Consider the following 14870-nt stretch of genomic DNA (forward strand, 5'->3'; position numbering starts at 1 on the left):
AGGAGATACTTGTCTAAAATGCGACAAGTATCTCCCCACTTATGCTAACAGGATGGTTAGCTTCGATCCTTTGGATGTAGTCTTCTGAATGACCTTTGGCACTAGTCATTAGGCCGCTCCATTTCTTTTTCTCGTTGTGTTTCAAATGTTTCATGAAACCAAACCCGTAGCTGGTCTTCTCGGCACCTAGTATGTGTAACATTTCTCTCGAAGGGTTTTAGCAGGAATTTGGAGGGAGAATATAGAAAAGGAAGACCTAAATAGTACTCCTAACCACCACGAAAGGAGAGGTCTTCCTTGAAAACCATTATACCAGAAATCGCTACTATCTTGGAACAGTCTACAGATATGTTGTCGTTTTGGGAAAGCTTACGTATTCGCCTGATGGAAGTGATGGCTGATCTGTTCGGAGAATTTTTGGAGCAGCTCGATCAGATGATGACGACGCATTACAAGGAAAAATACGGTTGGAAAAGTGAGCGATTGGACAGCCGGGAGTTCACCAGTTTTTTTGGGACAGTGTCCTATAAACGCCACTTGATGTACGACCGAAACGGAAACGCACATTACCCTGTCGATGAGGCAATCGGTTTAAAACGCCGTAAAAGATACAGCCCAGACCTTATGATGCTCGGAGCAGAGTTAGCTGCAGCGCCGGGAATGACCTACCGCCTCGCCTCAGAGGTCACGCAAAAACTTGCCGGTATAACGATCAGCCATACGACGTTTCAGCGCTTAGTAAAAGAAGCAGGTGAAGCTCAAGCTGTCATGGATGCTGAAAAAAGGGATCGAATTTTTGAGGATACGGTAATTCCTAACTCTCCGTCCGTTAAGCACTTATATTGCGAAGCAGATGGCTTATACGTCAAAGGGAGAGGCAAAGGAATAGAGATCAAAAATATGCTTGCCTATACCGGGTGGGAGCAAAACGGACAGCGTGTCTCGTTAACAGATCGTCACGTCTTTTCTACCGTTGAATCGGTGGATGACTTTTGGGAAATAGGTTATGCAGCGATTCGACATCGTTGGGATCTCTCACATACACATGTGGCGACTAATGCGGATGCGGCTTCATGGATCTCTGAGGAACGCGTTCAAAATACCTTTTCTGAAGCGACATCGGTTGTCCGCCAATTGGATCCTTTTCACGTAAAGAGGAGTATTCGTCGCGGGTTGAGCCGCCAGCCAAGGCTCATTCCTCAAATTGAAAAGGCAATATCCGAAAAAAATAAGGATAGGTTTAAAGCGGTGATTGATACGGCACAGGGAAATGCAGAGACGGAGCGAGAGGAAAAGCGTATCGAGAACATGCAGAAGTATCTTGAAGGGCACTGGGAGATCCTCTGCGACTGGCGTGAGGTTAGTCCAGACGTGCCAAAAAATGCTCGTAGGATGGGATGCATGGAATCGAACCAGAGACGTCTGGCATACCGCATGAAACGTCGTGGCATGTACTGGAGTGAAGAAGGGGCTCAAGCCATCGCCAAAGTACAACAAGGCGTTACCAATGGGACGTTGAGACAGGCATTATTAACTGTCTGGCCCAACCGCCAAGTGACACAAAAACTAAAACGCCATGCGAGGCGAATAGGTAAGTCGGATCACATTGGGGTTCAAGTTGGCAGGATCCAAGTAGGTGCCGCATCAGCTTCAAGTGCTATTGGGTATTTGGATAAGGTGGTTAATCGCCGTCCTTGAAGAGTTAACTCCTCAAGGGCGGACAACAAGTGAACGTTAGGGAATGACATATTTAGGTCTTTAAATCCTTGATCCTGTAAGGTCGTCGAGTAAAGCTTGACACATACCGGCACCTAAAATTTATTCAAATCGTATTTTTCTTATGGTATAATAAGACGGATTCGCTAATAAAGAGGAAAGGGAGTTGATGTTATGACGTGTGGTAATTGTGGTAACGAGTTAATGAAAGCGGATACACTGTGTCCGCAATGCGGACATGCCGTTAATCAAACTGCAATTATTGCAGCAGAGGAGCAAGTGCCTTCGGATCTGTTACAACAGGAATGCTTGTCTGTTTATGTAGGAGAGAAGTATCCGTACTACGCGAAAAAGTGGACGCGTGCAGAAACTAAAAACGGGGGATCCCCGGATCCCCCTCACCAACCTTGCATCTCATTCCTTCAATTCATACTGCTCGATTTTGCGGTATAAGTTACGCACGCTGACCCCTAATATTTGCGCTGCCTCCGTCTTGTTCCACTCGGTATGACGCAACACTTGCCGGATGTGCTCCCGCTCGAGCTCAGCTAAGGAACGGTGGGCGTCATTGGCATCGGCGCCTGCGCCTGCCCCCGCACCTGCGCGCGTGCCAGCAGCTCCTCCGACCGCCTGCTGGGGCAACAAATCGGCAGCTTCGACGGTATCGCCGCGGGCGAGTAAAAAACCGCGTTCCAACAAATGGAACAGTTCTCGGACGTTACCCGGAAAGTCATACGCTTGCAAGGCGGAAAGGGCACTTGGGGAGATGCGTTTCCCTTTCCAGCGCGCCTTGTTGGCAACGTAGTAGTCGACGAGTTCCGGAATGTCTTCCTTGCGCTCGCGCAGTGGAGGCACGACGATTTTGATCACGTTTAAGCGGTAGTACAAATCTTCGCGGAAGCGCCCGGCCGCCACTTCCTCCGCCATGTTGCGATTCGTCGCTGTGACGACGCGCACGTTGACGTGCCGCAGTCGTACGTCGCCGACGCGGCGAAACTCGCCAGATTCTAAAAAGCGCAGTAGCTTCACTTGCACCGTAGGTGGCATTTCACCGAGCTCGTCCAAAAACAACGTCCCCCCTGAAGCGACCTCCACTAATCCTTTTTTGGCCTGTTGCGCACCAGTAAACGCCCCTTTCACGTGGCCGAACAATTCGCTCTCGAGTAGTTGTTCTGGCAATGCGCCGGCGTTAACAGTGACGAACGGTTCGTCCTTGCGGTAACTCCAGTAGTGCAGTGCTTTGGCAAACAGTTCTTTGCCCGTACCCGTCTCTCCTTCGATGGCGATCGGCACGTCACTGTCCGCCACTTGTTTTGTCAATCCTTTAACTTCGCGCATCGGCGCGCTCTCGCCGACGATGTGAAACCCAGACTCTTTCGTCTCGATCAGTTGCTTCATATCTTCATTTTTCTCGCGCAGCCGCTTTTTCTCATACGCTTTGCCGATCACAACCTCCAACTCAGACAAGTTGTACGGTTTCGTCAAGTAATCGTAAGCGCCTAACTTCATCGCCTCGATCGCCGTATCGATTGTGCCGTGCCCCGTGAGCATCAACACTTCCACTTCTGGTTGCAGCACTTTTGTCTTTTTTAGGAGCTGCATGCCGTCCATTTTTTCGAGGCGAATGTCGTAAATCGCGACATCGAACGTTTCGTTTTTTATGAATGGCAGCGCTTCTTCCGCTGAAGTGACCCCTTTGGCCTGAAAACCTTTACGGTTGAGGCGTCGCACTAACAACTGCAGTAGATCAAATTCATCGTCGACGATGAGGATGCGAACATTCTCCGTCTGTCCTTTATCTCCCATATGCGTAACCTCCATCCATTAAGCATCGATCAAGCATCCATCGAGACATCTTGCAGATTAATCGTCTTCCACCTGAGATTATGCGGGGATGCGGATGTCCACTGTCGTCCCCTCGCCAAACTCGCTGTCGATGAGAATCGTCCCGCGAAACTGTTGGATGACACCGTAACAGACCGATAACCCGAGTCCGGTTCCTTTGCCGACCGGCTTCGTCGTATAAAACGGATCGTACAGTTTCGGTAAATGCTCTTTCGGGATGCCGATGCCGGTATCGGCGACGCGAATCGCAATTTCTCCCGCCGCGAACGATGTCGCAACCGTTAATGTGCCGCCGCCCTCCTCCATCGCATCGAGCGCGTTATTCAGCACATTGACGATCACTTGCGTCAATTTGAGCGAATCGCCGGCGACGAACGGCACATCGGGTGCAAGCTCAGTGTAGAGCGTCACCTTGTACCGCGCGAGCACGTAGTGTACCATCGCGATACTATCGCGTACGACTTGATTGACGTCGACTTCGCTCTCCCTCCACTCCGCCTTGCGGGAAAAGTTTAACAAGTTGGTCGTAATGTCTTTACAGCGATCCGTATTGTCTTTAATGACCCGTAAGTAGTCGTCTAACTCGCCGGAGCGGAACAGCGTGTCCCCTTCTTCAACGAGGCGGTCAGCCAAATCTTCGGCGTACACTTTAATCGTGGCGAGCGGGTTGTTCACTTCGTGTGCGAAATTGGAGGCCATCAACCCGAGCGCGCTCAATTTGTCAGTCTGCAATAGGTTCTCCTCCATCTGCCGCTGTTCGGTAATGTCTTCGATGACGATGAGTGCCTCCTTCTCGCCGTCCGACGGATGTTTTAACGGGTAGACGCGGTGTCGGAAAATGCGTTTCTCCCCGTTTGGCTGCATTTTCGTCATGGTGCGGTCGATGTCACACACATCGCTTGCGCCGAAGCCTGGGCAATCTGCACAAGGCGCCGCTCTGTCGTTAAAGAGGGCATAACAAGGGACGTCCGTATCGGATTGCAACCAACTTTGCAGTAGCGGATTCATCCACGTCACGCGGTAATCGTCGCGCACGATCGCCAGCCCAGCGCCGATTCCACCGACAATAATGTCGAGCCGCTCTTTTTCTTGCAGTAACCGTTCAGATTTATTTTTTAGTTCGACGCTCATTTCGTTAAAAGAATGTGCCAGCTCGCCGAATTCGTCGCTGCGGTTCACCTCGACCCGTTTTGGCCATTCGCCCGCTTTTACCCGCCGCATCGCCTGTTGTAGGGTGACGATCGGACGCGTAAAATAGAGCCCTGCGTATACGCTAATTAGGCTGACGGTCAAAATGACGAGTAGTACCGCCAACACACTTCGCTTTACCATCTCGTAGATCGGAGAAAACGCCTCCCGCGTCGGCTGTTCCATCACTAACTCCCAATTAAAATCGTCGAGCGTCGTGTGCACGCCTAACATTTTTTCTCCGTTATCCCCTGTTTGCACCGCTTGTGCGACATGCTGTAGGTTGGAAGGGCCTGATGTGTCGGAAATAACGCGTCCCTGTTCGTCCCGTAAATAGATGCGCTCACCTTTTTGGACGTGTTGCGAAGAGATTTCGCCAACGAGCTTTTGCAACTGCAGTTTAACCCCGATACTGCCCATTAAGCGGTGACCATCGGTGGAGTGAACGGGAACGGCCCATTTCATAACCGGTTGCCCGAAGTCATTCAACTCGATCGGACCGTGTACGCGCTCGCGCTGTTTAATTTTGCGCATCATCTGCTGCTCGAGCCATTGTTCGCCGCTGCCCGCTTCGTTTAACGAGAAGCGAGACACTTTTCGCGCAACGCGTCCTTTCGCGTCGAGTAACACGATTTCTTCGATCGACTCACTTTGGCGGAGTACATCGTAAAACAGCGCCCGCTGTTCATCGATGTGCCTCGCAGTCGATAAAAACGTCATCCGGTTCGACATTTCATTTAGCTCCATTGTCAATTGGTAGGCGATGTTTTCCACTTTTAACGTCTGCCGCGCCGTAATGTTTTCTTCTAAATCACTATTGATGCGCAGCAAATAGTAGCCGCTAATAAGGATGAGCGGAACGGTCGACATGAGCAAACCGAATAGTAACACTTTATTGCGTATTTTTGACAATGATGCCAGCTTCTGTGTCAGTTTCTGTGTCAGTTTCACGCCCGACCCTCCCCTCAATCGTCTGTCGCAATGTGCGGCACAATGTTGGCCATGCGGATGAGCTCCCCATTAATTCGCACGTCCAATCGTTTTCTCACTTCGTCATTCACGCTAAAGGTAATCGTATCCGGCAGTTCGACCGGCACGTCATTCGGGGCACTTCCTTTGACGATCGCGCTCACGTGGCGCGCCGCCTGGTAACCCAAGCTGTAATACGACGCCCCGTAGCCGAACAAGAAACCGCGCGCCACCTCTTGGTCAAAAATGCCCATTAGCGGGACACCGTGTTTTAGCGACAAGGCAGCGAGCGCGTCCGTGCGCGCTTCAATGTGGTAACTCGGTAAGACGAGGATCCCGTCGTTTTTCTTTAGCTTGCCTTCAAGTCGCTTAAGTGCTCCCTCTTCGTCTAAATCGTAGGTGACGATCGGGACACTTAGAGTCTTCGCCGCTTGCCGGGTCGTTTCTAAACTGATGCGGCTCGCCGTCACCCCACCGTTGTATAAAATGATGACACGCTCCATATCGGGCAAGAGCTGTACAAACATTTCAAGCCGTTTTGCCGACAAATCTTTGTGGTAGTTGTCGACTCCGGTAAAAATGTCGCCCGGATGTTTATAGTCGCTGATTAGACCTAACTCTTTCGGTGCGGCGATACCGGCAAAAACAACGGGGACGGAGCGATCCGCGCGTGCGAGTTGCCGTTTCACCTCCAACGTTTCCACCGCTCCTAAACTAACGATGACATCGACCTCTTGCTGCACGAGTTGTTCCGCTTTTTGTACGAGTAGCGTTACGTCATCTCGTGCGTCATACGTGAGAAACTCACAGGAATCACTTGCATACCCTAAATCGCGCAGTCCCGCCTTTAAGCCGTTCAATTTTTCTTGTCGGCTGTTCCCTGACATTAAAATCCCGATGCGACACGTATCGGCATCCGACGTGCGTAAGTCATTAAATACGAATAGTAGCACGAGTAGCACAATACCACTGACTAACAACGTTACACCGATTTTTTTCCTCTGCTTTCTCCTTTTTCCTCGCATGGCGTGGACACAACCTTAAGTGACTTAATGTTATTTAATGTGACTATATCGTATCGGCGTCTAGTTCGTCACCGTAATAACCCACAATTGTTTGAACGTTTCCTTGTCCGGTGTCTTGTACCGCTGCCATCAACTGGATACGTTCCTAAATCCTCATAATTCGCTGCCCGAATACCCACTCTAACAAAAAAGATCAATGTTGGGGTGCAAACACATGCGGAATAAAAGGATCATTGCAGTCGTCGTCGCGTTTGTATTCGTTGTGGGCATTTTCGCTCTCATCCGTCCCGCAAACCGTGGCAATGAGGCGATCCAGAACAATCGCGCGGTGCAACTAAAGGTGGAAAACATTCAACAACCCGGAAAGAAACTTCGAAAAGTCCAATCGTTCAGTAACCGCCCGTTAAAAACGCAACTCAATAAACACCCGCAAATTAAAACGATTGACCACAATGCACGCGCGCAAAGCCATTACTATGTCAATGAAGTGGCGGTTAAATTCGTCGTTCATCCGAACGAGGCACAAATGGCGAAGATCGCGCGAGAAATTGACGGAAAACTCGTCAAAAACACTGGTACACTCTGTGTATTCGCCTCCAAAAACACATCTGCTACAGATATGATTCGCTACTTTAATCAAGACGACAATGTCGCCTACGTCGAACCCCACTACATTTTGATGAAGCAACAGCCGAATGATGAATTGTATAAACCGTATCAATGGAATTTGCCCGCGATTCAAGCGGAAGGTGGCTGGCAGTTTACTCGCGGGGCGGACTTCGTAAAAATCGCAATTATCGACACTGGTGTGGAACTCGACCATCCCGATTTGGCGCATCGCTTGACACGCGGGTACAATGCCGTCGCCGACAACGATCATGCAAACGACGACAACGGACACGGCACGCACGTCGCCGGGATCATTGCCTCGGAAACGAACAATCGCCGCGGTACTGCCGGGATCACGTGGCGCAACCGCATTATGCCGGTAAAGGCGATGAACGCCGACGGTTACGGAGGATCATTTGACATTGCGCGGGCGATTATTTGGGCGACGGACAACGGGGCAGATATTATTAACATGAGTTTAGGGAACTACCAATCTGCTGCAGTCATAAAAGACGCCATCGACTACGCCTTCGCTAACGACGTCGTCGTGATTGCCGCCTCGGGGAACGACAGTACGGATCAACCGAGTTACCCGGCAGCCTACCCGGAAGTGCTCAGCGTATCGGCCGTCGACTGGGACGGAAAACGCGCCGATTTTTCCAATTTCGGAAAATATGTCGATGTCGCTGCACCTGGGGTAGACATTCCGAGTACGTACCTGGGCAAGCATTATGCGATGTTGTCCGGCACGTCGATGGCGGCACCGCACGTAACTGCGCTCGCGGGACTGATCCGCTCGCTCAACCCGCAGCTCACGAATACGGAAGTGATGGCGATCATTAAAAGTACAACGCGGGATTTCGGAGCCGCGGGCATTGATGTGTACTTTGGACGCGGCATCATCGACATCGGACAGGCGCTAAAAACGACGTTCAAACAAAAATACCCCTTACGTGGAATATTTTTACCCTAGAAAGTGTGACGTAACGATCGCTTATTATGAGGCCGCAATGCTGGGCGCACGAGACGCGATCAGCATATGTAACGGCGACTGTCTGGCCCACCCCTGTTTTGTCTGTCGGGTGGGTTTTTCACATATTACAGCCGCTCTCGCTCATCAAACCGCGAGCGCCCAGCAAGCGACCGCCTCTTTCCACTCCCAGACACAATGATGTATCATTACTTAAGTATGCGATGCTTAAAAGCAAAAGTAATAAAATTACCTATTTTATGACATATGGAGAACAGGAGTTATTGGCAATGACTTATGATGTAATTGTAATTGGTGGCGGCCCCTCGGGGCTGATGGCGAGTATCGCTGCCGCGAGGGAGCCGGGGACGAACGTGCTCCTCGTCGATAAAGGCGACCGTCTCGGACGGAAGCTCGGCATATCCGGCGGCGGTCGCTGTAACGTGACGAATGCGAAACCGATCGACGAACTAATTAAAAACATCCCCGGCAACGGACGCTTTTTGTACAGTGCGTTAGCCACCTTTAGCAATGCGGACATTATCGCCTTTTTTGAAGGGTTGGGCATTCAATTAAAGGAAGAAGACCGCGGGCGCATGTTTCCCGTGTCAGACAAAGCGAAGACGGTCGTCCAAGCGTTAATCGCGAAAGTGCGCGCCCAAGGGGTACATATCCGCGTTAACAGTCCAGTGGAACGCGTCTTATACGGAAAGGGGGGCGTCCAAGGGGTGAAGCTAACGAACGGCGAAAGGATTCACGCCACGTGTGTCATCGTCGCTTCCGGTGGAAAATCGGTGCCGCAAACGGGCTCGACCGGGGACGGGTACGCGTGGGCAGAGACGGCCGGGCATACCGTCACTGAGCTGTATCCGACAGAAGTACCGCTTACGTCAGACGAGCCGTTTATCGCCAACCGCGAGCTACAAGGGCTCTCCTTGCGAGACATTACGCTAACCGTTTGGAACCCGCGCGGCAAAAAAATCGTCACCCACGAAGGCGACCTCGTGTTTACTCACTTCGGGCTCTCCGGTCCGACCGCGCTACGCTGCAGCCAGTTCGTCGTCAAGGCACGTAAAACGTTCAATGTACCGACGGTTACGCTGACGATCGATTTATTCCCGCAGCACGCGCTCGATCACCTGCACACGGAATTATCGCATCTAGCGAAACAAGAGCCAAAAAAATCGCTGAAAAACGCGCTCAAACGGTACATACCGGAACGACTTAGTAACGTCGTCTTGCAACAAGCAGAACTTTCACTCGACGTCACTTGCGGCAACGTCGCTAAGCAGAAATGGCTGGAGTTATCACAATTACTAAAAGCTTTTCCGGTGCGAGCAAACGGTACGTTACCGCTGGAAAAAGCGTTCGTCACTGGCGGCGGAGTGCACCTGAAAGAAATCGATCCGAAGACGATGCAATCGAGGCGAATGCCGGGTTTATTTTTTTGCGGTGAAATTTTAGACGTACACGGGTATACAGGTGGCTACAATATTACGGCTGCCTTCACGACTGGCTACAGCGCCGGAAAAAGTGCGGCGGCACAGTGCGCGGCAAACACGTGAGAACCGTTTGCACTACCTGCGGCCCGCGTGACGTACTGCGCACATTATTTCTATAAAGCACCTCGTTACAGTGGCAATGTAGTGCAAATGTACGTTCATCGGCATGCACTTATCCGCTCGACAGTTCTTGCGCTTGTCCTGCATCTCGTTTTCCAATATGCTAAACATACAGCAGAAGATGCCACAATGTCTACGAAGGAGGCGTTCGGCCAATGACGACACACCCTTTCTCCCGGCGTCTTTCGGAAAGTGTCAACCGGATCGTCGCCCGCTTCCCAGCGCCGGTGCAAGAGTTTTTTTATGAAATGATTAGCGCGGAGCGCTCCGAGCGGACGATTGCGAATTACGCCTATGATTTTGACCTCTATTTTACGTATTTAAACGAACAACACGTCGCTTACGACGACGTGTCAGCGCAACACATTCGCGGTTTTTTTCGCCATATTGAAAATGGCTATGAACGGACGATCGAAGTGAAAACGACGCACACCGACCGCGTGACAGGCGAAAAAAAAGAGAAGTGGATCACGCGCACCCACTTTCGGGAAAATACGCGTAGCGGCAAAGCGCGCAAACGGTCTTCCCTCCATTCGCTGTACCGCTTTTTAGATAAGAACGGCTACATTTCTCGCAACCCGATGCAGGATTTCGAGGACAGCTCGCTCAAAACGAGTTCGCAAACGCGGGCGCCAGTCTTCCTCTCTCTCGAGGAAGCGCGGCGCTTAATTCACGCCGTCACTTCCTACTACGACGAAAACGAAGACGACCACCGCTTCCTCCCTGAATTGGCGAGCCGTGATCGCGCGATCATGTTGCTCATGTTAAACACGGGCATGCGCGTCTCCGAGCTCGTTCAGCTCGACGTGCATAGTATCCAAAGGAGTGAGAACGAGTCCCACGTCACTGTACTCGGCAAAGGGAACAAAGAACGGGTCCTCAAGTTGAACAGTACCGCGACCGGAGCGCTTGCGGCGTATGAGGCGGATCGTGCGACGCTCATTCGAGATCGAGAGCAAAAAGCGCTATTCGTCAACCGCTTCGGCCGACGCATGAGTCGAAAAGCTGTGTACGAAGTCGTACAAAAATACGTAGAAGCAGCTGGTTTACCGCCCAAGTCGGCGAAAATATCGCCGCACAAACTACGCCACACACTCGCGACGTTACTCCTAAAAAACGGAGAAAACTTGCGTGTCGTACAAGAGATTCTCGGACATTCGAGCATTCAGACGACTGAAATTTATACGCACGTCATTAATACGGAAAAAGATCAAGCACTCGACCAGCTCGACCGCTTCTTTTAACAATAAGAACTTATGTTTGTCCTTTGTCCACGTTTTTGGTATAATAAAAAAAATGAGCTGCCTCAAGGAGTGTCCACTACAATGACGAATTTGACGCCGCGCCAGCAAGCGATCCTCGACTTTATCCGCGAGCAAGTGCGCGAGAAAGGCTACCCCCCGTCCGTACGAGAAATTGGCGAAGCAGTCGGACTCGCGTCCAGTTCGACGGTACATGGCCATCTGTCCCGCTTGGAAAAAAAGGGGGTTCTGCGCCGCGATCCGACGAAGCCGCGCGCGATCGAACTATTGGATGAAGACAGTGCAGCCGATTTCGATTTACGCGTGACGCGCGTGCCACTACTCGGCAAAGTGACAGCGGGTGAACCGATTACCGCAGTGGAAAATGTCGAAGACTACTATTACTTGCCGAGGCGCATGGTCGGAGACGGAGACAACGCCTTTTTACTGCGCGTGCAAGGGGAAAGCATGATCAATATCGGTATTTGTGACGGTGACTACGTCGTCGTTCGGCAACAGCACGACGCGATTAACGGAGATGTTGTCGTCGCCATGACTGATGAAGACGAAGTGACGGTCAAACGTTTTTACAAAGAAAAAAATCGCATACGCTTGCAACCGGAAAACGATGCGATGGAGCCGATTTTTTTGAGCAACGTGACGATTTTAGGTAAAGTTACTGGACTGTTCCGCACGATTCATTGATGTTTTTTTATAGATGAACACAACCCTGTCAAAAATGAAAGGGAGCCCGACATACGGTAAAGCGGCGGGCTCCCTTCAGCAATCTGTTCTTCATTCCATTCGATTTCCCATGCTTTTCTAGTCACGTGCCTCGATATCCTTAATCTCGATATCCTTAATATCGCGTACGATCTTCCCTATCTCGTACGATCTTCAATATCGGGTACGATCTTCTTTACCCGTTCCCACCTCTCTAGAAACCTATTATGTAAGCAACCGCCTCGACAAGTCGTTAACCGCTAAATAGTTCCTGCTGGTACATCCTTTATCTGTCCTTGCGCCGCCATGTGCGCGAGCGCCGTTTCGAGCGCAATTTTCACGTGAGCGTACGTTAGACCGCCTTGCATATACCCGGTGTGGGGCGGTCGGAGTGGCCCGTCCACTGACAGCTCGATCGTCGACCCTTGCACAAACGTCCCCGCCGCCATAATGACCGGATCTTCATAACCGGGCATTGGACCAGGAACGGGCACCACATGGGCGTCGATCGGCGAGGCCATCTGAATCCCTTGGCAAAAGGCGACGAGCGCCTCCGCACTGCCAAAATTGATCTGCTGAATGAGGTCGGTACGCGTATCATGCCACCTCGGACTCGTGTCAAACCCGAGCTTTTCTAACACAGCAGCGGTTAACACTGCACCTTTTAGCGCCTCCCCGACGACGTGCGGGGCGAGAAAGAACCCTTGGAAGTAGTCGCGCGTGTATCCGTACATGGCACCGCCTTCCACTCCGACACCCGGCGCAGTTAGGCGCGCGGCAACTTGTTCGAGCAAGGTACGCTTGCCGGCGATGTACCCGCCGGATTTTGCCAAGCCGCCGCCCGGGTTTTTGATTAAGGAGCCGGCGATTAAGTCTGCCCCGCGGTGTGGGGGCTCTTCCGTCTCGACAAACTCCCCGTAACAGTTGTCCACAAACACAATGACGTCTCCTTTAATCTCCTTCACGAAGCGGACCATCTCCGCGATTTCTTCCACGGTGAAGGACGGACGGTCGCTATAGCCGCGCGAACGCTGAATACCGATACACTTCGTCTTCGCACCGATGCTGCGCGAGATTGCTTCCCAGTCGGGACGCCCCGCTTTTAGGGGTACATCGTTATACACGATGCCGTAATCTCGGAGTGAACCCCTACCGTCACCTTTTTCCCCGATCACTTCTTCCAGTGTGTCGTACGGCTTCCCGGTTATGTACAACAGTTCGTCACCAGGCCGGAGCACACCGAACAGACTAGCGGCAATGGCGTGAGTCCCCGACGTGATGCTCGGGCGTACAATCGCACCTTCAGTCCCGAACACGCGGGCGTACACCGCTTCTAAGGCGTCGCGACCCGTGTCGCCGTAACCGTAACCGGTCGAGGCCGCGAAATGGAATTCTTGCACGTACTCAGCTTTAAATGCGTCTAACACGCGACGTTGATTTTGTTCGACCTGCTTCGCAATGTGGATAAAAGAGGGTAAGACTTGTTGCTCGATTCGAGCGACGAATGCGACTAACGATGACTGACTGATCATTTCATTCTCCTTCTGCAATCGATAGATCCATTTATCATATCGTGATATCGTGACATAACAACATCACGCGATAACTTAAATAATCACTTAACCGTTGTGGGCATATATAAAAAAACTCCCCCGCGCAGGAGGAGTGTGGCGGACGTCACCTAAGGTCGTTCGCTTCAATTTGCATCAGTTGCTCGCGCGTCGGGACGTCTGTCTGCATGAGTCGGAACGCGTGGCGGCGAATTGCTTTTTCGATTTGGTTACGAACTTCGCGCGCATTGCCGAAATTGTGCAAGGCGTGCGCACTCGCCAGTTGCAAATACTTCCTGAGCTGCTGTTTGGCTTGCGGCGTCATCCGGTATTGCCGCTCTTCGAGCATCGCGTCGGCAATACACATTAACTCATCTAGCGCATAGTCGGGAAAAGTGATCTGAACGGGGAAGCGCGATGGCAGCCCGGGATTGGAGAGTAAGAATTGCTCCATTTCTAACGGGTACCCGGCAAGGATCAATATAAATTTATCTTTTTCATCTTCCATTGCTTTGACGAGCGTGTCAACCGCTTCTTTGCCGAAATCTTTCTCGCCGCCGCGGGCGAGCGAATAAGCTTCGTCGATGAACAAAATACCGCCAAGCGCCTTTTTCACCCACTCGCGCGTCCGTTGCGCCGTGTGGCCGATATACTCCCCCACGAGGTCTGCTCGCTCGACTTCGATTAAATGCCCTTGGCTGAGGACGCCCATATCGCGAAATAAGCGACCGAGCACGCGGGCGACTGTCGTCTTACCGGTACCCGGATTCCCTTTAAACACCATGTGGAGCACTTGCTGCTCGGCGGATAACCCCGCAAGTTGCCGCTTCTGTCCAATTTTGATCAGCGCGTAAATTTCGTACACGAACCGTTTAATCTTTTTTAGCCCGACTAAACAGTTCAACTCTTCCAAGCAGTTTTGCAGCGTACGATCTTCTTGCAACATCTTCTGTTCGCGTTCGAACGGAAGGGCGATCGCCCCGTCGCGCGTGGCCGCAGCATCTTTTCCTTGATGCAACACGACGTGAATACGGTGTTGTTCACGCGTAATGACGTGCTCGCTCACGTGTACTCACCTCAATCGTTGAACTCAACTTAAGTATACGCAAGAGCCCAGATAGAGGTGAAAAACCAAGTGATGAAATCACTTGGTTTATTCGGTCTTATCTTGTACTAACGACACAGAGCGACTCGGTGTAAAGGTGGAAATCGCGTGCTTGTAAATCATTTGTTGTTTTCCGTCACTTTCGATGACAATAGTGAAGTTGTCAAACCCTCTAATGACTCCCCGCAATTGAAAACCGTTTACCAAATGAATGATCACCGGAATACTCTCTTTGCGAATTTGATTTAAAAATGTGTCCTGGATGTTAATCTGTTGTTTCAACGTAGGAACCTCCTATGTATCTTTA

The 14870-nt window shown here is 51.3% G+C and carries 11 protein-coding genes; 5 read left to right on the plus strand and 6 right to left on the minus strand.

Annotation, left to right across the window (positions count from 1 at the left end):
• Positions 1-348: 348 nt before the first annotated feature.
• Entirely contained in the window at positions 349-1698 is a 1350-nt protein-coding gene (locus tag BN1247_RS07315; RefSeq protein WP_187119684.1) for an ISLre2 family transposase, read from the plus strand.
• A gap of 432 nt (positions 1699-2130) precedes the next feature.
• Here the strand turns inward: BN1247_RS07315 and BN1247_RS07320 are convergent, their stop codons facing one another.
• The 3 genes from BN1247_RS07320 to BN1247_RS07330 all read right to left on the minus strand — a co-directional run bounded on the left by BN1247_RS07320 (position 2131) and on the right by BN1247_RS07330 (position 6743).
• Positions 2131-3522, minus strand: coding sequence for a sigma-54-dependent transcriptional regulator (locus BN1247_RS07320; RefSeq protein ID WP_054949793.1), 1392 nt, complete (start codon positions 3520-3522; stop codon positions 2131-2133).
• Between the two features lie 78 nt (positions 3523-3600).
• A complete protein-coding gene (locus BN1247_RS07325) occupies positions 3601-5700 on the minus strand; it encodes a PAS domain-containing sensor histidine kinase (protein WP_054949794.1) in 2100 nt (699 codons plus the stop codon).
• 14 nt (positions 5701-5714) lie between these two features.
• Positions 5715-6743, minus strand: coding sequence for an ABC transporter substrate-binding protein (locus BN1247_RS07330; RefSeq protein ID WP_054949795.1), 1029 nt, complete (start codon positions 6741-6743; stop codon positions 5715-5717).
• Between the two features lie 214 nt (positions 6744-6957).
• Between BN1247_RS07330 and BN1247_RS07335 the strand changes: the two genes are divergently transcribed.
• The 4 genes from BN1247_RS07335 to lexA all read left to right on the plus strand — a co-directional run bounded on the left by BN1247_RS07335 (position 6958) and on the right by lexA (position 11890).
• Entirely contained in the window at positions 6958-8325 is a 1368-nt protein-coding gene (locus BN1247_RS07335; RefSeq protein ID WP_054949796.1) for a S8 family peptidase, read from the plus strand.
• 287 nt (positions 8326-8612) lie between these two features.
• Positions 8613-9887: a BaiN/RdsA family NAD(P)/FAD-dependent oxidoreductase gene (locus BN1247_RS07340; RefSeq protein WP_054949797.1), complete on the plus strand. Its 1275-nt coding sequence runs from the start codon at positions 8613-8615 to the stop codon at positions 9885-9887.
• Positions 9888-10099: 212 nt separating this feature from the next.
• Positions 10100-11188: a tyrosine-type recombinase/integrase gene (locus BN1247_RS07345; protein WP_054949798.1), complete on the plus strand. Its 1089-nt coding sequence runs from the start codon at positions 10100-10102 to the stop codon at positions 11186-11188.
• Between the two features lie 81 nt (positions 11189-11269).
• Positions 11270-11890: a transcriptional repressor LexA gene (gene lexA, locus BN1247_RS07350; protein WP_054949799.1), complete on the plus strand. Its 621-nt coding sequence runs from the start codon at positions 11270-11272 to the stop codon at positions 11888-11890.
• Positions 11891-12168: 278 nt separating this feature from the next.
• On the opposite strand, the gene BN1247_RS07355 is transcribed toward lexA, so the two are convergent.
• The 3 genes from BN1247_RS07355 to hfq all read right to left on the minus strand — a co-directional run bounded on the left by BN1247_RS07355 (position 12169) and on the right by hfq (position 14845).
• Complete coding sequence (locus tag BN1247_RS07355) at positions 12169-13440, minus strand: methionine gamma-lyase family protein (RefSeq protein ID WP_054949800.1); 1272 nt, start codon at positions 13438-13440, stop codon at positions 12169-12171.
• Between the two features lie 145 nt (positions 13441-13585).
• Positions 13586-14524 (minus strand): AAA family ATPase, encoded by a 939-nt coding sequence (locus BN1247_RS07360; protein ID WP_054949801.1) that lies wholly within the window; start codon positions 14522-14524, stop codon positions 13586-13588.
• A gap of 87 nt (positions 14525-14611) precedes the next feature.
• Positions 14612-14845: an RNA chaperone Hfq gene (gene hfq / locus BN1247_RS07365; RefSeq protein ID WP_054949802.1), complete on the minus strand. Its 234-nt coding sequence runs from the start codon at positions 14843-14845 to the stop codon at positions 14612-14614.
• Between the last annotated feature and the right edge of the window lie 25 nt (positions 14846-14870).

The organism is Numidum massiliense (assembly GCF_001375555.1).
Classification (GTDB): Bacteria; Bacillota; Bacilli; order Thermoactinomycetales; family Novibacillaceae; genus Numidum; species Numidum massiliense.